We start from the raw sequence: 18,079 nt of genomic DNA, 5'->3' as shown, positions 1-18,079 counted from the left end.
CCCGGCATTGTCATTGGCACACCACGTCCTTGATCGTCACTTGCCGGCCGCGCACCGCCTCGAAGGGGAAGGTCGCCCGGCACGAACTGCCGTCGCCGCGATCGACCTGTATGGAGTTCTGCCGGGCGAGACCCTTGATGTAGGCCTGCCCGTCATAGCCGACGACGAAGTCTTCCGCGCCGCCGTCGAGGCGTCCCGACAGCCCGGCTTCGAGCGGCGTTCCGCTCGCATCGACGAGCGTCACAAGGGCTGCCTGCGCCGCCTCCGACACGCCGAACTTCAGCACCACGCCATTGCGGTCGGCCGGGACGACGGTCTCCTTGGTGGTCGGGACATCGGCATCGACGGGCAGGTTCTTGGGGTCGATGGAGACCGTGTTCAGCTCATACGAATTGAGCCCGGTGACCAGGATGCGGCCTTTGCTGTCGGTCTTTCCGACCGGCCTGTTCTGATGCAGCACCTCGACGTCAGGCGTGCCGACATCGACGACGGCAAAGGCATCGTCGATGCGGTTGGTGGCGAACACGCCGCCGCCGGCGACCGCAATGGCGCCGTCCATCTGCCCGGTCACGCGAACATCATTGTCGAACTGCTGCGCGGCGGCCGCCAGGCGCGCAAACAGCGCCCGATAGCTGACCGATGCCGAGCGGTTGGGCGTTTCACCTTCCGACGTGCGCAGCCGCCAGCCGATGCTGCCGACCTCCGCCTGTTCGGACTTGGCTAGGTCGGCAACGACATTGAAGCCGTCAGGCCCTTGCTCGACGCCTGTCGAGGCCGTGATGTCGTCGTTGAACGGGATCGAAAGCCCGGCGAACACGCCATAGCTGCTGTCGTCGTCGAGATCGGCGAAGGCGGTCGCATAGAGCGTGCTGCGCTTGAAGATCGCCTGGCTGTAGGAGAGGCCGACGATCTGGCTGGGTTCGCCCTCGGCGCTCTTCAAATGGGTGTAGGAGAGATTGAGGCTGGAGAAATCGATCGGCATCGGCACGCTGAGCGTCACCTGGTCCACCGCGCGCGGCACGCCGGCGCTGAAACGCGTGAAGTCGTCTGGGTCGAGAACCGGCTGCGCCGTCACCGAGGCGATGTCTTCATAGCCGCCGAAGGCGCGCTGCATATGGGCGTTGATCGCCCAGCCGTCATAGCCGAATTCGACGCTGGCATCGACCAGCGAGCCGGTGCGCCCGTCATGATGGCTGCCGGCCACGGCCGCCGACGCCGCACCGTAAGGGCCGAGCGGAAAGGCAGCGCCAATGCCGCCATTGATCAGATCAGCACCCCCCTCGGCATGGGCTTCCAGCGTCAGCTGGTCGCTCATGCCGTAGCGCGCCGTGGCGGCGCCCATGACGCGGCCATCATAGTTGTCGGAGGAGATGCCGAAATTGCGCCGCGCCATGCCCGCCTCGACGGAAAAATCGAGCAGTCCCTGGCGCAGCAGCATGTTGGAGGCATAGAACGGCAAGGTGGCGGTGGTCTCGCGCCCGAGGCTGTCGCGCAGCACCACCTGCGCCTGCCCGGCGCCGGTGAACACAGGCAGATTGGTGACCTGGAAAGGTCCGGGCTGGATGTCGCCGGAATAGGTGCGCACGTTTTGCGTATAGACTTCGAGCGTCGACGGCACCGCCGCCGTGCCGCCGAAGGAGGGCAGGGGCAATGTCACCAGATCCGAGCGCAGGCTGAAATTGCGCTGCGCCTGGACACCGCCGAGATAGACCGGACGCGTCCACGACAGGCCACCGGAGACGAAGTCGCCGGCCCGGTAGGTCATCAGCCGGTCGGGGTCGGAATAGCTCCAGGTCGTGTTGAGCCGCCTGAAGCCGCCGAGCCTGCCGTCGGAATAGCCGGCGATGAACGACTGGCTGAGCGTTCCATAAGGGCTGAACACACGCGCGTCGAAGCCGCCCGAGATGCCCTGGAACAGCTCGTTGTCGCCGTCGAACAGTGTGTTTGAGCTGGCAAACAGCGAGTAGTTGAGCACCGTGCCGTAGCCCGATTGCGGCGCCGGCCGGTCCTGCAAGCGCAAGCCGAGATCGACGATGCGCGCCTCGCGGCTGTCATTGGCGGCGGTGACGTAGAGGCGCTGCGCCGCCTCGTCGATCTGAAACGACACGTCCGCCAGCTGGTCGAGCCTGACCAGGCCGGCGGCGTCGGCAGCACCCTTCGGCGGCTTCAGCCCGACCTCCTTCAGCTCTTGCGGCGTCGATGCCAGGCCGCCATCCGGCATTTCGGTGAAATTGCCGATCAGTTTCGTAGAGGCGTCGTTGATGAACACCTCCAGATAGAGGCTGCGCCCGGCGGGCGAAACGGGATCAGGCTCTTCAGGGTTCGTCACGGCCGGCAGCTCTTGCGAGTTCACTGCCGGGCAAGGTGTGAAAGTCGCGAGCGCGACGACAATCGCAGTGCTAGCGGCCCTTGACGGCAACTTTGGCATCGAAGGGTCCAAGATCGCTCTGTGCCTTCAAAAGCACGGAGCCCGCGGACAGTGATTTGCTGCTGCCGATCGGCCACTGCATGGTCGCGCCGCCCAGCACATAGCCGACAAGCCCGTTCCGGTTGCCGAGCTTCTTGCCGCCCTGGGTCAGCGTCAGGTTGGACAGGCGAAAGCGGCTCTCGCCGCTGTTGCTGGCGATGAGCATCAGGCTGCCGCCATTGCGCGAAAGGCTCCACGCGATCGCCGGCGCGGCTGCGTCGGCGTTGCGGAAAAACACCGGCACCGAATAGCGCAGCGCAAGCGCAACCGTACCGGCCTTCTTGCGCGAGGGGTCCGGCAGTTCGTCGACGATGACGCGGTAGCTTTCCTCGGCCCGCACCGGCGCCTTCGAGACGCGCACCACGCGAACCACGTATTGGGCGTTGGGTCCGAGCTTGGTCGATGGCGGGCTGGCGACCACGTCCGTGGTTGGCGTCAGCGTCTCGATGCCGCCGGACTGGCTCCATGCGAAGACCCTGATCTGCACATTGATCGGCCGCTTGGTGTCATCGTTGCTGAGGTTGAGGACCGCCGCGCTGTCGGGCGCGATCAACTCGAGACCTGTCGGCGCCACCCTGAGCGAGGCGGCGTGCGTGAGACCGGCGCACAGCAACAGAACAGCCGTGGCGCCAATGCATGAAAGCATGGATCGCATATCGTCCTCGTCGTGGCGTCGTCGGTCAGTAGGTTACGGTGATCGCAACGGTGTCGGTGTAGACGCCTGCCGCCGGCGTCGTTTGCGTTGGAACACGGCCATAGACAGTGATGTTCTGCACGCTGCCATTGCCGGTTCCCGAAACCGTTTCGGTGGGAATCGTTGTCCCCCAGAGCTGTGTGCGGGTGCTTTCCCTGTAGATCGTGTAGTTGATTGTCGCCGACGCCGGTCCGGTCATCTTGCGGACCGCGGTGGTCGCGCCCGCGCCAAGTCCGACACCCAGACCCACATCGTAGGTCTTGCCGGTCGTGCATTGCACGCCAATGGTGCTTGTCTGGTCGACATTCGCATCGATGACGCCGTGAGTGCCGAAATCAAGATCGCTTGCCGTCTGGACCTTGCATTCGTCGATAATGGTGATGCGCACCGTCATGCTGCCGGACGCGGTGGCGGCGATCGCGGGCAGGGTTGAAAACAACGATGCTCCCGCCAGCAGCGCGTATTTCAGCAATCTCATGCGTATGTCCTCCGTCGGGCAGACCGTTCCTCGCGAAACGGCCTTGACCCGGATTTCACCCCTGCAGCTCCTCCCGCTACGTGTTTCGCAAAGACATCACCATATCGGTAATATCAAAAGCGAACTTCGTGATGATTATTACGACTTAGATTCGGATTGCAACAGATTAATAACTACAGGACTATCAGATAACTTTGGTTAATATTTGGTTAACGGAGGTAAAATCGACATATTTTGGAAGTCAAAATTCGGCTGTCGATAATTTATTTTGGCTTTTGTGATGAAAAGGCGGAAATCGGTATCGAAGCATCTTGATTTTATAGAGTGTGACCTCCCGTCTCTTAATATCGATTATTTCGCAGCGTATGCCGACGCCAAGCGGCCGTCGCCGTCGCCGCTGGTCCGCATGGCCCGAAACGCTGTTCCGGCCACCCAAGCCTGGCAATCGTGCTGCCAGGGCGGCATTCCCCAAAACCGTGTTCCGCCCAGCCCAAGCACGGCTGTGCCGGCCGAGATAAATCCACCGCCGTCGGATCGCCGGGAGACATTTGCGAATCATTGTTGCCACGCTCGCCCCGATTTCCGGCGGCAGCGCATCGGCCGGGCGGGAGATGCGCCTGTTGTCCCTTCGAGCCATGATCGCACACCGGTAGCCGCGCGGACCGGTAGCCGCGCGGACCGGCTGCAGACGTCAAGAAAAGGAAGAACGATGAAGAAGACATACGAGAAGCCAACGCTTCAGAAGCGCGAAAAACTGACCCGCGTCACGGCAGTGATCATCCTGTCGGGCCCCGTCGAAAACGGCAGCTGACGCCTTCGATCGGCATCAAACCCACCGCTGACAAGGAGAACGGCCATGGATCAGCATGCGAACCCATCACCCGGCTTTCGGCGCAATCCGGGCAAGGTGATCACTGTCGAGCCCTTCAAGGGACGTGTCGTCGTGTTTGCCAATGGCGCCATCATCGCCTCGTCGGCGAAAGCCAAAATAGTGACCGAGCCGCCTTATCCCTTCTCATTCTACATCCCGTTCGAAGACATCGACTTCCGCAAGCTGGCGAAGGCCGATCTGTCGACCGAGTGCCCCTACAAGGGCGTCGCCAGCTACTGGAACGTGCTGCCGGCGGCCCGAGGTCGGCAGCGACGCGATGTGGGCCTACGTGCAGCCTTTCGACGAGATGGCGGCTATCCGCAACCACGGCGCCTTCTATCCCGACAGGGTCACCATCGACGCCACGCCGCGCTGAACGCGGGTAGCGATTTTCATGCCGGCCAAAGCTGCCCTCGGACCTGACCGAGGGCGCTGCGGTTCTGCGGCAACGGCATGCCGAAACAAAGACAACAAGGTCATGGACGAAAAGCAGAGAGCCATCCTCGACGAAATCCCGCGTCTGCGGCGCTATGCGCGCTCGCTGCTGCGCGACCGCGATTCCGCCGACGATCTCGTCCAGGACTGCCTGGAACGGGCGCTGCTGCGGCTGGACAACTGGCAGACGGGAGAGAGCCCGCGAAAATGGCTGTTCACGATCATGCATCATCTGTTCATCGACCAGATGCGCAAGGTGAACCGGCGTGGCGAGGCCTTGATGCTGCCGCTGGAAGCCGGCGAGGTGCAAGCCTCTCCCGCCGACCAGCTGGAGAATGTCGCGGCCCGCGAGATTATCGACGCGCTGCAGGCGATCAGCCCCGACCGCCGTGCCGCGCTGACCATGGTCGCCATCGAGGGCTTTTCCTACGCCGAGGCCGCCGAGATGCTCGGCGTGCCGGCCGGCACGCTGATGTCGCGCATTGCGCGCGGCCGTGAGGAACTGCGCGGCCTGCTCGACGACAATTCGCGCCGCCGCGCGATAAGGATCGTCGAGCCCGGTCCGGGCCGGACGACTCCCATCAGAGCGCCCATGGCATGACGAACCCCCGTCGCATGATCACGCCACACGGCATGATACGGCCCGATAGCGCCTCGTACGGGCGAGCCGGTAACGGTTTCTTGTCTGCTTCCGTCTATAATGGCGGGAATGGGGTGGACGAAACCAGGGCATGGCTGAAGAGAAAAGACGCAAGAGCGAGTTCTGGGCGCTGGCGCTCGAAAGCGCTCATCTCGGCGTATGGGACTGGGATATTTTGAGCGGCGAGTGTTTCTATTCGCCGACCTGGTCGCAAATGCTCGGCTACAAGGATGGCGAGCTTGCCAATACCAGCGATCTCTGGCTGAAGCTGACGCATCCCGACGACCGCGCGCGGGCGCTGGCCAGCGGCGAGCGCCACATTGCCGGCCTGAGCGCATCGATCGAGACCGAGCTGCGCCTGAAGCACAAGGACGGCCACTGGATCTGGGTGCTGGACCGCGGCGGCATCGTCGAGCGTGACGAGACAGGCAAGCCGGTCAGGCTGATGGGCGTCCAGACCGACATCAGCCGGCAGAAAGAGGCCGAAGCCGAACTGGAGCGGGTCAATGTGCGCTTCCGCCTGGCGCTGGCCGCCAGCGGCACCGGCATCTGGCATCACGATATCGATGCCAACAAGAGCTATTGGGACGCCCGCACCAGGGAGATATTCGGCCTCGTGGCCGACACTGACGAGGTGACCGCCGACCTCTGGCACACCTATCTGCACCCCGACGACAAGGTCGCCACCGAGCGCGCCCATCGGGCGCCGCTTGCGTCAGACGGAGTTGTCGCCTCGCAATACCGCATCGTCAGGCGCGACGGCGAAATCCGCCATGTCGAATCGCTGGTGCGCTTCATCGCGGCCCCTGAGACCGCGGGCCAGATCCTTGGCACCGTGCGCGACATCACCGAGGACAAGAAGCGCGAACGCGAACTCGCCTATGCCGCGCACCACGATGCGCTGACCGGCCTGTTCAACCGCGCCGCCTTCGACCGGCTGCTGGCCGAACACATCGCAACGGAGCGGCTGCTGCCGCTGGCGGTGTTCTATGTCGATCTCGACTACTTCAAGGCGCTCAACGATTTTGCCGGCCACGCCGCCGGCGACCTGGCGCTGAAGGGCATCGCCGCCGCCATCCTGGGCTGCCTGCCGGCATCGGCGCGTGCCGCGCGCCTTGGCGGCGACGAGTTCGCGCTGCTGGTGCCCAATTGCGAACCGGCCGCGGCCGAGACGCTGGCCGACGCCATTCTTACGGCGGTTAGCGACGCCGACCTTGGCCTGCCGGTGACGTCGCGCAAGCTCGCGGCCAGCATCGGCATCGCCTTTGTCGACGACACCGCCACGACGGTAGCCGATGCGCTGGCCTGCGCCGACGACGCCTGCTACGCCGCCAAGGCGGCCGGGCGCAACCGCTTCGCGGTGTTTTCGGCCGACGCGGCGTCGGGTTCCGGCGGCCTCAACGCGGCGCGTGTCGCCGCCGACACCGTCGACGCGATGGATGACGGACGGTTGAAACCGTTCGGCCAGGAAATCCACCTGCTGGGTCTCCCCTGGCGGCAGAGCCGCCATGTCGAAGTGCTGGCGCGGCTTGCCGGGCGCAGCGGCAAGCTTATCCCGCCGGGCGAGTTCATTCCGGTTGCCGAGCGCTTCGGCATTGCCTCGCGGCTGGACCGCTGGATCATCAGGACCGCACTGTCGCAGCACGGCCCGGCCATGAAATCGGGCGCCATCACGCTCGGCTTCAACCTGTCGGCGCAGACGCTGAGCGACCCGCTTTTGTGGGATTTCGTCGACGCCGTCATCGCCGAGACCGGGGCGCCGCATTCCGGCATCGGCTTCGAGATCACCGAGACGGCGGCCGTCACCAATTTCGACGCCGCCGAACAGTTCGTGCGCAAGGCGCGCGAGCGGCAATGCCGTGTCAGCCTCGACGATTTCGGCGCCGGCATGAGCTCGTTCGAATATCTGCGCCGCTTTCCCGTCGATCAGATCAAGATCGACGGCTCGTTCATCCAGAACATTGCGCAAAGCCGCTTCGACCGCGAGATCGTCTCGGCCATTTCAGGCATCGCCAGGAGCCTCGGCTGTTCGGTGGTCGCCGAAAAGATCGAACAGCAGGCCGCGCTCGACATTTTACGCGACATGGGCGTCGCCTACGGCCAGGGTTTTCTGCTGCACCGGCCGGAGCCGCTGAAAGCGATCGTGGCAAGGGCGAGCGCCGAGGCGCCGCGCAAGCGGTTCGGCTGAAACGGCGAGTTCAGTTGAAGTGGCAACTCGCTGGTAAGAAATTCGGTCACCTCGGCCGACCGCAAGACGACATCGGCATTTGCCGCTGAGGCAGAATCTTCCTTTGGGGGAGATCGGCACTCAGCGGTGCGCGTGGGTATCGTTACGCTTGCGAGTTGCTGCGGCCTTCTTTGCCGACGCCGACTTGCTGGCCGAAGAGCGCGAGGCTGACGCCTTGCCGCCGAGCCTGCCGCCCTTGTGCGCCGCCGGATGACCGGTGTCTTTGCCGCGGCCCGAGCCGCCTTCCTTCTTGCCGCCGCCATCGTCTTTGTTCACCGTCGCCCAAGCACGACGTTCGGCCTCTTTTTCAGAGACGCCTCGATGCTCGTAGCCTTCGGCGATATGGTCGGCCTTACGCTCCTGCTTGTCGGTATATTTCGATTTATCTCCACGCGGCATTGTCTCCTCCTTCGTTTTCGTGATGCGGGCAGTCGCCATCCGCATGCCCGCTTGACAGCAGCCTTCAGCTTAGCTGGCGTCGGCCTTTTCCTGTTTGCGCTGCGCGGCCTCCTTCTTGCGGCGCAACACCTCGTCGGTGCCGACAAGATCCTTCGACCCGCCGGAAATCGAGGTCGACACAACGGCCGGCGGATCACTGGCCGGAAAGCTGTCCTCGAGCCCGGATTGAAGCTGTTCTTCGAGCGTATCGGGATTCTCCGAGCGACCCTCCGCGCGGCGCTCGCCGACCGCCTCGACGTCGCTCTTGCTGTCTGGGTGGGCGCGGGCCTCTGATATCGTCGACACCACCAGCTCGATGGCAAACTCTTTCATTGCCTCGGCTTGCGGCTCATCGACGTCGGCGTTTTCGATCAGGCGGATCAGCGACTTTTCCACGTCGCTCAGTTCCTTGGTCCCCTGGCTGCGCGCCAGTCGTTTGGCCAACGAACTGATGAGAACGGGACCGAATGTCGAATAGGCAAGCCTGCGCATGTCGTCGACATGCTCGGGATGAAGGTTTTGCAGGGACATGGTTCGTGCCTCCAATCGATTAGCTGGCCAGTAGCTCCTGCCGCTGGGCCTCCCTTAGGAAACAGAGGGGAGGGCAAGAGGTTCCATGCCATGGGTCGACAGCCTGCTGACGCTCAACGCCACAGCGACGCCATGGTCAGTGACGCTTCGAAAATCTGCTCCCTGTTCTGGTTCAGCATCTTGACGGTGATCCGCCGGTGCTCTCCCTCGGGCATCTCGTCGCGCGCGACATCGTGCAATATGCGCAGCGCCTCGGCTCCCGCACGCTCGCGGCTTGGAAACAGCTGCCCCTCTTCATCGATCTGGTTTTCGGTGTTGTAGAGGTCGAAGTAGAACCGTTCCATGTGCGGCATCCCTGCATGAGAACGGTAAATCCCTTTTCTCGCTCATGGTTCCATCCGCCTGATTCCTAAACAGATTTCTCGCAATCGTCTGGGCAAAATGCCGGCGCGCCATCACAGATGCAACCACACCCGATCTGCGGCGTTGAGCTGAGCCCAGCAGTTCCTCCTCCACCCATTCGGATGGAAAACCATCGATGCTAGAGCCACTCTATCTGAACCTTGGCCAGCATGACGCCCTCTCCGAAGAGGAGAAGGGACTGCTCGCCGGCGCCATGACCATCGAGCTCGATTTTGCCACCGGCCAGGACATCGTTTCTGAGGGATCGAGACCCGGCTACAGCACGCTCATCATCGAAGGTCTGGCGGCGCGCTACAAGGTGCTGGAGGATGGCGGCCGGCAATTTACCTCGTTGCAGGTGCCTGGCGATTTTGTCGACCTGCACGCCTTTCTGCTCAAGACCATGGACCATGGCATCATCGCGCTCTCGCCATGCCGGGTCGTCGCCGCCGACCACAGCCGGCTGCGCGCCATCACCGAACAGGCGCCGCATCTGACCCGGTTGCTGTGGCTGGACACGCTCGTCGACGGCGCCATCCACCGTGAATGGATCGTGGCCATGGGCAGGCGCTCCAAGACCTCGCATCTGGCGCATCTGGTGTGCGAGCTGTTCGTCCGGCTTCAAGTGGTCAAGCAGACCAACGGCATGAGTTTCCGGCTGCCTTTGTCGCAAGCCGAACTGGCCGACGTGCTGGGGCTGTCGATCGTCCACATGAACCGGGTCATCGGCGCGCTGCGAAGACTCGGCGTCATCGGCTGGTCAAATTACATAGTGACGATCCTGGACTGGCAGCAGCTGGTGGAAATCGCCGAGTTCGACCCGACTTATCTCAGCATGAACCGCGAGCCGAGGTAGGTCATCGGCGTTCCGAAGGGACGCGACTTCGCCTTAGCCGGCCTTTGAATGATGTCCGTTCAGCGACGCCAATTCGTCGAGCATGGCAAGGGCGGCACTTGGCTTCGCCGGCTTCAGCAGGCCCTGTCGAGCGGCGGCATTCTTGAAAGCGGCAAAGGCGATGGCCGGGCGGCAAATTCCGTTCAGCGCATCATCCACCAGCCTGACGGCCGCCCTGTAGGCCTGAGCGTCCTTGTTCTTCCACTTTCCGTCCAGCGCCCTCCTGGCGTCGGCGATCGACGACACCGTCATCGTACTGCAGTCCACGAATTTGATCGTCAGGGGAAGAAATCGGCTCATGAGAAATTCACCATCCGAACCATTCGCGCGTCCGCCACAAAAGCCCGGCGAAAGGCGCGGCCAGAAACGCAGCTGCACCCAGGACGAGAATGGGATTGTTTGTCCGTATAGATTTCATGGATAGCCTCCGTAAACGGGATCGCCATAAACGAGGAAATCGTAAAGTGGTTGCGGCCAGCGCAAGCTACATGTTGCTTGCCGGCCGGATCGGTTGGCGTGGCCGGTAGGGCGGTCGCGACTGCGACTTCAACGGGATGTCTGCGAGCGAGTTGCGGATCGGCCTGAACAGTATTGGCGGCGACGCGGCGCGCCGGCGCAGCAGTGCGGCCGACAGTTTGGCAACCAGATTTCGAACCTCCATGGACTCCTCCCTAGAGTTTTAGAGTCCCCCTTTCGCACTCACCTAGCACCTGACGCCTGTGCCTCGCATTTAACTTTGATGTAGGCCGGACGAATGCGCGCGCTTTCACGCAAAGCCTGCCGCCAACCTTTTTTCCCGGCCAACCTTTTTGCCTGGAGTGCGTTGTCCTCCGACACGGAAGGAGAAACCCATGCTGACCAAAACCTCGAAGGCGGTGCGCAAGCAGCGCAGCGTGCAACGCAAGGTCGATACCGACGATCGCCGCAAGCCGGAGGCTAAATCATCGGCCGCCATGCAGGCCGGCGCCCGGCTCTATCCCGAGCCGCCTTTTCCGAAGCAGCATCATCCCAAGCCCGGCGAGGAAGCCGAGATCAAGCCGGCGCCGCTTTATGATGCGCCGTTCTGGCAGGGCTCTAGGAAGCTCGACGGCAAGGTGGCGCTGATCACCGGCGGCGATTCCGGCATCGGCCGCGCCGTGGCAGTCTTGTTTGCGCGCGAAGGCGCCGACGTCGCCATCGTCTATCTCAGCGAAGACAGGGATGCCGAAGTGACTAGGCAGGCGGTCGAGGCCGAGGGCCGGCGCTGCCTGGCGCTGCGCGGCGATGTCGCCAGCCGCGCCTTCTGCCGCCGCGCTGTGGAGCGCACGGTCAAGCAACTCGGCAAGCTGGACGTGCTGGTCAACAACGCCGCCTTCCAGGTCCACTCGGCCGATTTCGCCGACCTCACCGAGGAGCATTTCGACACCACGCTGAAGACCAACCTCTACGGCTATTTCCATATGGCTCAGGAGGCGGTGGCGCATATGAAGCCGGGCTCGGCCATCATCAACACCGGCTCGGTCACCGGCATAGACGGCTCGAAGGAACTGGTCGACTATTCGATGACCAAGGGCGGCATCCACGCCTTCACCCGCGCGCTGTCTGGCAATCTGATCGGCAAGGGCATCCGCGTCAACGCGGTGGCGCCGGGGCCGGTGTGGACGCCGCTCAACCCGTCCGACAAACAGGCGGCCGATGTTTCGCAGTTCGGCGCCAAGACGCCGATGAAGCGCCCGGCCCAGCCCGAAGAGATCGCACCGGCCTATGTGTTCCTGGCCTCGCCGCAATGCTCGAGCTACATCACCGGCGAAATCCTGCCGATCGTCGGCGGCTATTGAGGGCGGCTCAGGCTGGCGGTGACGCATCCGAGCAGCGACGTCGTAGAGCTGCTGCAACCGGATGACTTTTCGTGCATTCTTGTGCATGGCCACCACGCTTCGCCCCGAGACGCCGGCAAAATGCTGCTCCTATTGCGGCTCGCGCGACCACGAATATGAGGATTGCCCGAAGCGCAAAGCCGATGCCGAGCGGCAGCGGAAGGAGCAGCAGGAGCAACGGGAGCAACAGGGGCGGGGGCCGGCGCGTGAGGGATTTCTAGCCAGCTGAATTCAGGACATTGTGCGAAGACGAGCGGCCGCCGGCGTCAGCCGATGCTCGACCATGCCCCTTCAAGTCGACGCTTCCGACGAAAGCCATAAGCAGCGCCATTCCCTCCGGCCAGTCGCCAAGACCGCTGTCGCTGTTGATGTGGCCGAGCGGCCCGGCGATGTGCAGCGCGCTGCCCCATTGCCCGGCCTTCGCCTTGCCATAGCCATGCGGGTCGTAAGGATCATCGGTGCTGGCGACGATCAGCGAAGGAAAGCGGAACGGGACGCGCGGCGTGTCGGCAAAGGGAATTGCGTAAGCCGGATAGACCGGCGATGCCGGATCGGGAACCGCAACCAGGAACGCGCCGCCGATCTGGCAGCTCGACACCGTCTGCCAATGCGCCACCAGCAGGCAGCTGAGGCTGTGGGCGATGAGCACCGGCGGCGTTGTTGCCTGTGACACCGCGGTTTCCAGCGCTGCCACCCAGTCGTCGAAATCCGGCAGGTCCCAGCTCGCCGGGCTGAAGCGGCGCATTGCCGGGTTGGCCTGCTGCCAGCGTGTCTGCCAGTGGGCCTCGCCCGATCCGCCGCTGCCCGGCAAGATGATGAAGTCGGTCATGGAATGTCCTGTCTCCTGGTGAACGATGCCGGCCAATTCTAGGTCTTCTCCTCGTCCACGGAATGAGAGATCATCGGAAAGCAGCGAAGAATTCCGATGGATTGAAGGTCTACATGGCAAATGGCGATTACCGGCCGCGGCTCGACCCCACCGATGTGGCGATCATCGAGATCATGCAGGAGGATGGCCGCATCGGCGTTTCCGAACTCGGCCGCCGCGTCGGCCTGTCCCAGCCCGCCACGTCGGAGCGGGTGAAGCGGCTGGAGGAGCGTGGCATAATCGCCGGCTACCGCGCGGCGATCGATCCCGCCGCCCTCGGTCTCGGCACCATGGCGATGATCCGCCTGCGCACCACGCATGAGCACATCCAGACCTGCCTGAAGAAATTCGCCGCCATGCCGGAAGTGGTCGAGGTGTTGCGGGTGACCGGCGAGGACTGTTTTCTGGTCAAGGTCGTCGTCCCGTCGCCGCCCGACCTCGAAATCATCGTCGACGCCATCGGCCGCTACGGCGCGGTGACGACCAATGTCGTGCTGCGCGCCGAGCCGCCAAAGCGGTTGGGGCGGGAGCTGATGGCGAAGCTCTGAGCGGCGATTCCAACGCGCCGCCAAGAGGTCCCGTTTTGCCAGCCAAGAATTTTTGCGCGATGATGTCGGATCGGCGGCGTGCCGCCCGTCCTTGGAGCGAAACCCCTAGCAATCCCAGGAGAACATTATGGAAACCGTTCAATCGCCGTGGCAGACCGCGGCCATTCTCATCGCTCGCCTGATCCTGGCCGCCATGTTCGCGATGGGGGTGGCCTTCAAGTTCATGGATATGGGTATGACCGCCGGCTACATCGCCGCCGCCGGTTTCCCGTTCCCGCTGTTTCTGGCCTGGTGCGCCGCGATCCTGGAAGCGCTGCTGGTGATCGCCTTCCTGACCGGCGCGTTCTTCACGCCGGCGGCTCTGGTCGCCGCAGTCTACGTGATCTTCCTCGGCTTTGCTTTCCACGGCCCGTCGCACTGGGCCGGCAACCAGGCCGAGTTCGGCGCTTTCATGTCCCATTTCCCGTTCGCCGCCGGCCTGCTGTTCGCCGCCGTACATGGACCGGGCAGCGTGCTGGCCTCCAAGCTCGGCAGGGCGTGAGACCGGAGAGCCTCACATCTGGTCGTTGTAGGGTTCCTTCATCTGGCCGACCATGCGCGCCAGCTTCGAGAAGGACGGCATGTCCGTCTCCGGCTGGCATTGATTGGCCAGTTCCAGCAACCGGATCGGGAAGTTGACGGCGTCGCGGCTGGACTCCGACATGCCGCCAGACCGTTCCTCACCGGTTTCAATGGCCTCGGCCTTGCGCAAGGCGATGTCGATCTCCTCGACGGTAAGCACGCCCTTACGCACCAGTACCTGGTTGATCGAAGCGACGGCCATCAGCAGGCCTTCGAGTTGCAGATTGGCGACATTCATGGCGTTTGCTCCCATTGGCCAAAGCAATTCCAGGAAAGGTGTGAAGCGGTTTTCCGATCGGAATTGCGTAAACAAAACTCCAGCGTCAACGCATGAGCGCCTGTTCCGATCCAGAGGGAGGCGAATGCCGAGGTTCCGGTGCGGTCCTACTCTTCCATCCAGCGACGGCCGTATTCGGCCCACAGCGCCTTGACCTCCCTGCTGCCGAGGCGTGGGGCTGCGCCGTCGCCGTAGGCGATCGACACGGCGCTGATGTCGTAATGGGGGTGGGCGTCGATGACGAAGCGGATCGCTTCGCCGAGCGGCCTTCTGCCGATGACCGGATCGGCCTGGCCCTGGCCGACGCTGCGGACGCCCGAAACAGTGGCTGGCGCATGCCGCATCCTGAACACGGATGCCATGGCTGGTTTGTCCATGCTGCATTCTCCCCGAGTCGGAGGGGAATGATTCCATAAGCGCCAGCTAATGGCCAGTCGGTGGCCGCCTCGGTAGTGTCTCAGTTTGAAATCTGACGCGGCGCTTGTCGTACCCAATGCCGAATTCCTGTACGCTTAGCGGAAAGCATGGAGATTTGTTATGAGATCGACGGTCAGCAAACCTGAGGACGCCGCGACTGCCTTTGCCGATGCTTGGAATCGGCACCATATGGACGACTTCGCGGCGTTGTTCGCCGACGATGCAAATTTCGTCAATGTCGTAGGCGTGTGGTGGAAGAACCGCGCCGAGATCGAAGCGGCGCACCGTGCGACGCATGAAAGCATGTTTCGTGATAGCCAATTGGATGGTAACGTTTCGTCAGTTGTTGAACTAGCGCCCGGTGTCAACGCCATCCACTACACCTGGACCCTGACCGGCGCATTCGCCCCGGACGGCTCGCCCGCTGGAATCCGGAAAGGTATCCTGCTTCTGATTGTGAAGGAAGAACGGACGGGCTGGCGAATAAAGGTGGCTCAGAACACGGACGTTGTTCCGGGAATGATGGCTCCTCCTTCCAACGCAAATAGATAATCACGCCCACCGGACCTAAAGGCCAAAGGTGGCAAGTTGCGGGGTGCGGTGATGCCGTCGTCAACCCGGCGTTCTGTCAGATGATCGACGTTGCATCCGGCTGGGCTCGTCAGCCACCATGATCGTCCTCCGGCAGGCAAACGTCGCAGGAGGGTGTCGCGCTACGCCTTGGTCTTGCGCTTGGCCGGTGCTTTGGCGGCGGGCGTCTCTGTCCTGACGCCGAGCCCGAACTCCTTTGCCAGCTCGGATCGCTTGGCGGCGTAGCTGGGCGCCGTCATCGGATAGTCGCCGGGCAGGTCCCATTTGGTGCGATAGGCCTCCGGCGTCATGCCATGGGCGGAGCCGAGATGGCGCCGCAGCGACCTGAACTTCTTGCCGTCCTCAAGGCAGTAAATGAAATTCGGCGTCACCGAGCGCTTGCGATTGACGGCAGGCTCCGGTGCCGGTTGCGGCGGAGCAACGGGATTGTCCACGGCCGCGAGCGCCGAGTTGACGCTCTCGATCAACGCCGGCAAACCTTCCGGAGGCACCGAATTGTTGCGCACGAAGGCCGCGACGATGTCGGCGGTCAAATTTATATTTCGGATTTTGTCGTCAGACATGGCTTCTTCCGCCCCCTTGATGCCAAAGAACAAATTATCAGACAAACTTGCCCTGCGGCATGGCACTTTAGCACATATGCATATGACTTGACGATAAATATGGTAGCGCTAACACCGCTTGAGTCCTTGACCGAAGTAGGAATTGTTTCTTATTTCCTATTGACGGATGAGGGCAGCTATCGTATCATTTCTCCATGGTGCTGATTTGCGCCAGCAACCCGCCGCCGAGGCGGGTTTTGTTTTTCAGGCAATCTGTTGCGAGAACCGAATGCCGGCGGGACAGCGCCCCCTCCGTCCTGCCGACAGAGGGGCGCGAAGGAACGCTATCCTCGGTTCATTCTGCAATATCCACGAGAAATCCCATGTCCAACCGCTATGCCACCATCATCATCGACGATGACGGCCACGAGATCGTCAGCGCCATCGGCCTGTTCGAAGGCATTGCTCCGCAGGCGCGTATCGGCCGCGTCGAGCCGGTCGCGCCGGGCGTGCTGATCGGCATGATCCGCGGCGGTCCCGTCGATGCGATTGGCGGCTTCGGCTTTCCGCGCGGCGCGCACGACGGAAGCGCGATCGGTCTTGCCAGGGCAAGCCTGAAAGCCGCGCCTGCCGAAAACAGCCACGCGCCAGCCGCTGATGCGGCCGGCCGCAAGACCACCCGGAAACCGGTGAAGGCAAAACGGCGCAAGTCCGGCAAAATCAAGCGGGCGAGACCGGCAAAGCAGGTTGCCGCCAGCAAGGCTGAGCCCGCCGGGATCCCGGATCATGGCTGACCGAACGGCGCCGCGTGCGCGCCCTGGCCGCAAGGCACCCGCCGGCGCCGCCCCGAAGCGGACGAAGAAGACACTTGGCGACGATTTTCTCGACGCCGTGCGCGCCGATTTCCGCGCCCACGGCGCCGGTGTCATTGCCGCGGTCCGGGCCGACAAGCCCGACCAGTATCTGAAGATCGTGCAATCGGTGCTGCCCAAGGACCTGGCCAAGGATCTACATGTCTCCACCGACAATCTGGAGAGCCTGAGCGATGACGAGATCCGCCGCCGCATCCGCGGCCTCGAAGCCGTCCTCGGTCCGTTCGGCGACCAGCCGGGCGGCGCGCCGCCACTATCTGGCGCTGCTGCAGGAACTGGACCGAAGACGCAGGACTAACCTGCTTGCATCTTACACGCCGTATGAACGCCAGGCCGAGTTTCACGCCGCCGGCGCCAAAAACCGCGAGCGGCTGTTCATGGCCGGCAACCAGCTCGGCAAGACCAGGGCCGGCGGTGCCGAATGGGCCATGCACCTCACCGGCCGCTATCCCCAGTGGTGGCAAGGCAAGACCTTCGACGCCGCCGTGCGGCTATGGGCGGCCGGTGTGACCGGCGAGGGCACGCGCGACAACCCGCAACGCGTGCTGGTCGGCCCGCCGCAGCAGCAGGCCGCCTGGGGCACCGGCATGATCCCCGCCGACGCCATTTTGCACACCACCATGGGCCGCGGCGCGCCGGGCGCGCTCGACAGCATCGTGGTGCGCTGGGGCGGTGGCGGCGACGTGCAGGCCGATGAATCGGTGCTGTCGTTCAAGAGCTACGAGAAAGGCCGCGAAAAGTGGCAGGGCGAAACGCTCCACGGCGTCTGGTTCGACGAGGAGCCGCCGCTCGATATCTATTCCGAAGGATTGACGCGAATCAATGCGACGGGCGGGATAACGATCGTCACTTTTACGCCGCTGCTTGGCATGAGTGACGTGGTGCTGCGGTTTTTGTCGGCGGGTGAGGCTCCTCCTTCTCCCCCTGTGGGAGAAGGTGGATCGGCGCGATAGCGCCGAGACGGATGAGGGGTGTTCCAGCGGAGTGAGGCGTTGGCGTTCCGCGAGCTGAGCGCTGGTGCTGCCGCAGCGACGCCCGGTATCTACCTCAATGCGGAACAAGTAGAGAGACCTTTAAACGAGGTGCAAAGAAGCAACGCAAATACAGCTGATTGGTTATGACGTAGGTACCTTCGCAGATATGGTATTGGCCGTCTGGGGATTCCTGCACGCGGTCCGGTGGGATGACAAAATTATGCGGCAAATAGATGTAACCACCGTCGATCCTTGACCGCACCGAAGACTGAGGTATGGCGCGGCAATCAGAACCACCGCAACACTTGAATTTCGTCTGCGGGTCAATCCTGTCTTTGTACCAGTCGTGGGCGCTAGCGGCCGTCGCCGCGGCGATACACATCGCCGTGAAGATGAATCTTCGCATGGCATTCCTCAAGCATCTGGCAGGCGCTG

The 18,079-nt window shown here is 63.2% G+C and carries 22 protein-coding genes and 3 pseudogenes; 13 read left to right on the top strand and 12 right to left on the bottom strand.

Annotated elements, in window-relative coordinates:
- Nucleotides 1–10: 10 nt before the first annotated feature.
- The 3 genes from FJV77_RS12540 to FJV77_RS12530 are packed head-to-tail and all read right to left on the bottom strand — an operon-like array spanning nucleotide 11 to nucleotide 3,639.
- Nucleotides 11–2,428 (bottom strand): fimbria/pilus outer membrane usher protein, encoded by a 2,418-nt coding sequence (locus FJV77_RS12540; RefSeq protein WP_142867105.1) that lies wholly within the window; start codon nucleotides 2,426–2,428, stop codon nucleotides 11–13.
- Nucleotides 2,400–3,122, bottom strand: coding sequence for a molecular chaperone (locus tag FJV77_RS12535; protein ID WP_142867104.1), 723 nt, complete (start codon nucleotides 3,120–3,122; stop codon nucleotides 2,400–2,402). The genes FJV77_RS12540 and FJV77_RS12535 overlap by 29 nt, the downstream gene beginning before the upstream one ends.
- Before the next feature lie 25 nt (nucleotides 3,123–3,147).
- A complete protein-coding gene (locus FJV77_RS12530; protein ID WP_142867103.1) occupies nucleotides 3,148–3,639 on the bottom strand; it encodes a spore coat U domain-containing protein in 492 nt (163 codons plus the stop codon).
- A 709-nt stretch (nucleotides 3,640–4,348) separates the two neighbouring features.
- Here FJV77_RS12530 and FJV77_RS32650 point away from each other — a divergent pair.
- The 5 genes and pseudogenes from FJV77_RS32650 (at nucleotide 4,349) to FJV77_RS12515 (ending at nucleotide 7,773) form a co-directional block, all read left to right on the top strand.
- A complete protein-coding gene (locus tag FJV77_RS32650) occupies nucleotides 4,349–4,450 on the top strand; it encodes a putative RiPP precursor (protein ID WP_210246565.1) in 102 nt (33 codons plus the stop codon).
- Between the two features lie 45 nt (nucleotides 4,451–4,495).
- Nucleotides 4,496–4,702: pseudogene (locus FJV77_RS33380) on the top strand (DUF427 domain-containing protein); the annotation flags it as partial.
- Between the two features lie 85 nt (nucleotides 4,703–4,787).
- Entirely contained in the window at nucleotides 4,788–4,886 is a 99-nt protein-coding gene (locus FJV77_RS33375; protein WP_348643823.1) for a hypothetical protein, read from the top strand.
- 102 nt (nucleotides 4,887–4,988) lie between these two features.
- Nucleotides 4,989–5,546 carry an RNA polymerase sigma factor gene (locus FJV77_RS12520; RefSeq protein ID WP_142867102.1) on the top strand — a complete coding sequence of 186 codons (558 nt, stop codon included), beginning with the start codon at nucleotides 4,989–4,991 and terminating at the stop codon, nucleotides 5,544–5,546.
- A 130-nt stretch (nucleotides 5,547–5,676) separates the two neighbouring features.
- The gene (locus FJV77_RS12515; RefSeq protein ID WP_142867101.1) at nucleotides 5,677–7,773 is read left to right on the top strand and encodes an EAL domain-containing protein; all 2,097 of its coding nucleotides are present in this window, start codon (nucleotides 5,677–5,679) and stop codon (nucleotides 7,771–7,773) included.
- A gap of 120 nt (nucleotides 7,774–7,893) precedes the next feature.
- Here the strand turns inward: FJV77_RS12515 and FJV77_RS12510 are convergent, their stop codons facing one another.
- The 3 genes and pseudogenes from FJV77_RS12510 to FJV77_RS12500 form a co-directional block, all read right to left on the bottom strand.
- Nucleotides 7,894–8,211, bottom strand: coding sequence for a plasmid stabilization protein (locus FJV77_RS12510; RefSeq protein WP_142867153.1), 318 nt, complete (start codon nucleotides 8,209–8,211; stop codon nucleotides 7,894–7,896).
- Nucleotides 8,212–8,376: 165 nt separating this feature from the next.
- A pseudogene (locus FJV77_RS12505) lies at nucleotides 8,377–8,781 on the bottom strand (hypothetical protein); the annotation flags it as partial.
- A gap of 113 nt (nucleotides 8,782–8,894) precedes the next feature.
- A complete protein-coding gene (locus FJV77_RS12500) occupies nucleotides 8,895–9,125 on the bottom strand; it encodes a hypothetical protein (RefSeq protein ID WP_142867099.1) in 231 nt (76 codons plus the stop codon).
- Between the two features lie 194 nt (nucleotides 9,126–9,319).
- Here FJV77_RS12500 and FJV77_RS12495 point away from each other — a divergent pair, with 194 nt between their 5' ends.
- Complete coding sequence (locus tag FJV77_RS12495; RefSeq protein ID WP_142867098.1) at nucleotides 9,320–10,039, top strand: Crp/Fnr family transcriptional regulator; 720 nt, start codon at nucleotides 9,320–9,322, stop codon at nucleotides 10,037–10,039.
- Nucleotides 10,040–10,072: 33 nt separating this feature from the next.
- Here the strand turns inward: FJV77_RS12495 and FJV77_RS12490 are convergent, their stop codons facing one another.
- Both FJV77_RS12490 and FJV77_RS32340 read right to left on the bottom strand, forming a co-directional pair.
- Complete coding sequence (locus tag FJV77_RS12490; RefSeq protein ID WP_142867097.1) at nucleotides 10,073–10,378, bottom strand: DUF982 domain-containing protein; 306 nt, start codon at nucleotides 10,376–10,378, stop codon at nucleotides 10,073–10,075.
- A 184-nt stretch (nucleotides 10,379–10,562) separates the two neighbouring features.
- Complete coding sequence (locus FJV77_RS32340; RefSeq protein WP_185970293.1) at nucleotides 10,563–10,739, bottom strand: hypothetical protein; 177 nt, start codon at nucleotides 10,737–10,739, stop codon at nucleotides 10,563–10,565.
- 190 nt (nucleotides 10,740–10,929) lie between these two features.
- Between FJV77_RS32340 and FJV77_RS12485 the strand changes: the two genes are divergently transcribed.
- The gene (locus tag FJV77_RS12485; protein WP_142867096.1) at nucleotides 10,930–11,895 is read left to right on the top strand and encodes an SDR family oxidoreductase; all 966 of its coding nucleotides are present in this window, start codon (nucleotides 10,930–10,932) and stop codon (nucleotides 11,893–11,895) included.
- A 256-nt stretch (nucleotides 11,896–12,151) separates the two neighbouring features.
- On the opposite strand, the gene FJV77_RS12480 is transcribed toward FJV77_RS12485, so the two are convergent.
- Nucleotides 12,152–12,763, bottom strand: a complete 612-nt coding sequence (locus FJV77_RS12480; RefSeq protein WP_142867095.1) for an alpha/beta hydrolase — start codon at nucleotides 12,761–12,763, stop codon at nucleotides 12,152–12,154.
- Nucleotides 12,764–12,876: 113 nt separating this feature from the next.
- Here FJV77_RS12480 and FJV77_RS12475 point away from each other — a divergent pair, with 113 nt between their 5' ends.
- Both FJV77_RS12475 and FJV77_RS12470 read left to right on the top strand, forming a co-directional pair.
- On the top strand, nucleotides 12,877–13,350 hold the full coding sequence (locus FJV77_RS12475) for an Lrp/AsnC family transcriptional regulator (RefSeq protein WP_142867094.1): 474 nt from the start codon (nucleotides 12,877–12,879) through the stop codon (nucleotides 13,348–13,350).
- 127 nt (nucleotides 13,351–13,477) lie between these two features.
- Nucleotides 13,478–13,891 (top strand): DoxX family protein, encoded by a 414-nt coding sequence (locus FJV77_RS12470; RefSeq protein ID WP_142867093.1) that lies wholly within the window; start codon nucleotides 13,478–13,480, stop codon nucleotides 13,889–13,891.
- Nucleotides 13,892–13,903: 12 nt separating this feature from the next.
- Here the strand turns inward: FJV77_RS12470 and FJV77_RS12465 are convergent, their stop codons facing one another.
- Together FJV77_RS12465 and FJV77_RS12460 are read right to left on the bottom strand one after the other, a co-directional pair.
- Nucleotides 13,904–14,209, bottom strand: a complete 306-nt coding sequence (locus tag FJV77_RS12465) for a hypothetical protein (protein ID WP_142867092.1) — start codon at nucleotides 14,207–14,209, stop codon at nucleotides 13,904–13,906.
- Between the two features lie 146 nt (nucleotides 14,210–14,355).
- Nucleotides 14,356–14,625, bottom strand: coding sequence for a hypothetical protein (locus FJV77_RS12460; protein WP_142867091.1), 270 nt, complete (start codon nucleotides 14,623–14,625; stop codon nucleotides 14,356–14,358).
- Nucleotides 14,626–14,785: 160 nt separating this feature from the next.
- Here FJV77_RS12460 and FJV77_RS12455 point away from each other — a divergent pair, with 160 nt between their 5' ends.
- Nucleotides 14,786–15,217 (top strand): SgcJ/EcaC family oxidoreductase, encoded by a 432-nt coding sequence (locus FJV77_RS12455; protein ID WP_142867090.1) that lies wholly within the window; start codon nucleotides 14,786–14,788, stop codon nucleotides 15,215–15,217.
- Between the two features lie 161 nt (nucleotides 15,218–15,378).
- Here FJV77_RS12455 and FJV77_RS12450 read toward each other — a convergent pair whose 3' ends face one another.
- The gene (locus FJV77_RS12450; RefSeq protein ID WP_142867089.1) at nucleotides 15,379–15,819 is read right to left on the bottom strand and encodes a MucR family transcriptional regulator; all 441 of its coding nucleotides are present in this window, start codon (nucleotides 15,817–15,819) and stop codon (nucleotides 15,379–15,381) included.
- Between the two features lie 362 nt (nucleotides 15,820–16,181).
- Here FJV77_RS12450 and FJV77_RS12445 point away from each other — a divergent pair, with 362 nt between their 5' ends.
- The 3 genes and pseudogenes from FJV77_RS12445 to FJV77_RS12435 all read left to right on the top strand — a co-directional run.
- Nucleotides 16,182–16,592, top strand: a complete 411-nt coding sequence (locus FJV77_RS12445; RefSeq protein WP_142867088.1) for a hypothetical protein — start codon at nucleotides 16,182–16,184, stop codon at nucleotides 16,590–16,592.
- Complete coding sequence (locus FJV77_RS12440; RefSeq protein ID WP_246691237.1) at nucleotides 16,585–16,968, top strand: hypothetical protein; 384 nt, start codon at nucleotides 16,585–16,587, stop codon at nucleotides 16,966–16,968. The genes FJV77_RS12445 and FJV77_RS12440 overlap by 8 nt, the downstream gene beginning before the upstream one ends.
- A pseudogene (locus tag FJV77_RS12435) lies at nucleotides 16,928–17,566 on the top strand (terminase family protein); the annotation flags it as partial. The gene FJV77_RS12440 and the pseudogene FJV77_RS12435, both read left to right, overlap by 41 nt.
- Nucleotides 17,567–18,079: the final 513 nt, after the last annotated feature.

This window comes from Mesorhizobium sp. WSM4306 (assembly GCF_007003975.1).
Classification (GTDB): domain Bacteria; phylum Pseudomonadota; class Alphaproteobacteria; order Rhizobiales; family Rhizobiaceae; genus Mesorhizobium.
This window is presented reverse-complemented; position numbering and strand designations above follow the sequence as displayed.

Excerpts from the sequence above, each read along its gene's own strand:
- FJV77_RS12540 (WP_142867105.1), bottom strand. The coding sequence starts at position 2,428 with ATGCCAAAGTTGCCGTCAAGGGCCGCTAGCACTGCGATTGTCGTCGCG.
- FJV77_RS12535 (WP_142867104.1), bottom strand. The coding sequence starts at position 3,122 with ATGCGATCCATGCTTTCATGCATTGGCGCCACGGCTGTTCTGTTGCTG.
- FJV77_RS12530 (WP_142867103.1), bottom strand. The coding sequence starts at position 3,639 with ATGAGATTGCTGAAATACGCGCTGCTGGCGGGAGCATCGTTGTTTTCA.
- FJV77_RS32650 (WP_210246565.1), top strand. The coding sequence starts at position 4,349 with ATGAAGAAGACATACGAGAAGCCAACGCTTCAGAAGCGCGAAAAACTG.
- FJV77_RS33375 (WP_348643823.1), top strand. The coding sequence starts at position 4,788 with ATGTGGGCCTACGTGCAGCCTTTCGACGAGATGGCGGCTATCCGCAAC.
- FJV77_RS12520 (WP_142867102.1), top strand. The coding sequence starts at position 4,989 with ATGGACGAAAAGCAGAGAGCCATCCTCGACGAAATCCCGCGTCTGCGG.
- FJV77_RS12515 (WP_142867101.1), top strand. The coding sequence starts at position 5,677 with ATGGCTGAAGAGAAAAGACGCAAGAGCGAGTTCTGGGCGCTGGCGCTC.
- FJV77_RS12510 (WP_142867153.1), bottom strand. The coding sequence starts at position 8,211 with ATGCCGCGTGGAGATAAATCGAAATATACCGACAAGCAGGAGCGTAAG.
- FJV77_RS12500 (WP_142867099.1), bottom strand. The coding sequence starts at position 9,125 with ATGGAACGGTTCTACTTCGACCTCTACAACACCGAAAACCAGATCGAT.
- FJV77_RS12495 (WP_142867098.1), top strand. The coding sequence starts at position 9,320 with ATGCTAGAGCCACTCTATCTGAACCTTGGCCAGCATGACGCCCTCTCC.
- FJV77_RS12490 (WP_142867097.1), bottom strand. The coding sequence starts at position 10,378 with ATGAGCCGATTTCTTCCCCTGACGATCAAATTCGTGGACTGCAGTACG.
- FJV77_RS32340 (WP_185970293.1), bottom strand. The coding sequence starts at position 10,739 with ATGGAGGTTCGAAATCTGGTTGCCAAACTGTCGGCCGCACTGCTGCGC.
- FJV77_RS12485 (WP_142867096.1), top strand. The coding sequence starts at position 10,930 with ATGCTGACCAAAACCTCGAAGGCGGTGCGCAAGCAGCGCAGCGTGCAA.
- FJV77_RS12480 (WP_142867095.1), bottom strand. The coding sequence starts at position 12,763 with ATGACCGACTTCATCATCTTGCCGGGCAGCGGCGGATCGGGCGAGGCC.
- FJV77_RS12475 (WP_142867094.1), top strand. The coding sequence starts at position 12,877 with ATGGCAAATGGCGATTACCGGCCGCGGCTCGACCCCACCGATGTGGCG.
- FJV77_RS12470 (WP_142867093.1), top strand. The coding sequence starts at position 13,478 with ATGGAAACCGTTCAATCGCCGTGGCAGACCGCGGCCATTCTCATCGCT.
- FJV77_RS12465 (WP_142867092.1), bottom strand. The coding sequence starts at position 14,209 with ATGAATGTCGCCAATCTGCAACTCGAAGGCCTGCTGATGGCCGTCGCT.
- FJV77_RS12460 (WP_142867091.1), bottom strand. The coding sequence starts at position 14,625 with ATGGACAAACCAGCCATGGCATCCGTGTTCAGGATGCGGCATGCGCCA.
- FJV77_RS12455 (WP_142867090.1), top strand. The coding sequence starts at position 14,786 with ATGAGATCGACGGTCAGCAAACCTGAGGACGCCGCGACTGCCTTTGCC.
- FJV77_RS12450 (WP_142867089.1), bottom strand. The coding sequence starts at position 15,819 with ATGTCTGACGACAAAATCCGAAATATAAATTTGACCGCCGACATCGTC.
- FJV77_RS12445 (WP_142867088.1), top strand. The coding sequence starts at position 16,182 with ATGTCCAACCGCTATGCCACCATCATCATCGACGATGACGGCCACGAG.
- FJV77_RS12440 (WP_246691237.1), top strand. The coding sequence starts at position 16,585 with ATGGCTGACCGAACGGCGCCGCGTGCGCGCCCTGGCCGCAAGGCACCC.